This window comes from Massilia genomosp. 1, assembly GCF_011682185.1.
GTDB lineage: Bacteria > Pseudomonadota > Gammaproteobacteria > Burkholderiales > Burkholderiaceae_D > Telluria_A > Telluria_A rubra.
The window spans coordinates 1-291 of record NZ_WHJF01000527.1; the positions used below are offsets into that span (position 1 = coordinate 1).

Annotated in this window: 1 protein-coding gene; it reads right to left on the bottom strand. The window is 73.2% G+C overall.

The genetic code is table 11. The features are described 5' to 3' along the window. Positions 1-239 (bottom strand): DUF1175 family protein (locus tag F1735_RS34780; RefSeq protein ID WP_229506107.1); only part of this gene is annotated, 239 nt, incomplete at its 3' end. Positions 240-291 lie beyond the last annotated feature (52 nt).

The window sequence follows — 291 nt, forward strand, 5'->3', positions numbered from 1 at the left end:
GCTTCGTTCACGGCGAAGCGCACCAGGCCCGCACAGTCGCGGTGCTGCCAGCGCGGCGACGGGCCCTGCTCCATCTGCGCGTTCACGATGCGCAGCATCCACGCCTGGAAGGCGCGGCTCTGCGCCTTCGACAGTCGCGCCGGCATATCGGGCGCCGGCGCGCCGGTGAGCGCGCGCCCCCAGGGCAGTACGGCGCTGCCGGCGGCAAGGGCAAGCAGGTGGCGGCGAGTCGGCGACATCACTTCTCCAGCGCCTGCCATTCGACCGGTTGCCAGCCCATGCCGCTGGCGG